Origin of the sequence: Clostridioides sp. ZZV14-6153 (assembly GCF_020657855.1) — a bacterium.
Taxonomy (GTDB): Bacteria; Bacillota; Clostridia; order Peptostreptococcales; family Peptostreptococcaceae; genus Clostridioides.
The window spans coordinates 1-320 of record NZ_JAGWCZ010000092.1; the positions used below are offsets into that span (position 1 = coordinate 1).

At 41.6% G+C, this 320-nt stretch carries 1 tRNA gene; it reads right to left on the reverse strand.

The window, feature by feature from the left end:
* Positions 1 to 144: 144 nt before the first annotated feature.
* Positions 145 to 220: transfer RNA gene (locus tag KGF46_RS19840), tRNA-Ala, on the reverse strand.
* Positions 221 to 320 lie beyond the last annotated feature (100 nt).

Here is a 320-nt window from a genome sequence, read left to right on the forward strand (position 1 = left end):
CACGTCGCCAACAAACAAACTTCACATGTGTTCAGTTTATTCTGTTGCTTAAAGTGCTAATGCACATAGCTTGTCTAAAGATAAGCTAAAAGTGCATGTAAGAGGCTACTAGATAAATCGAAGATTTAAGTAATATACTCTTAATGGTGGAGATGAGGAGAGTCGAACTCCTGACCCCTTGCTTGCAAGGCAAGTGCTCTCCCAACTGAGCTACACCCCCAAATATGAAGTTCATAAAGAACTCTCAAAATTAAACAGTAGGCAATTCTCCTTAGAAAGGAGGTGATCCAGCCGCACCTTCCGATACGGCTACCTTGTTA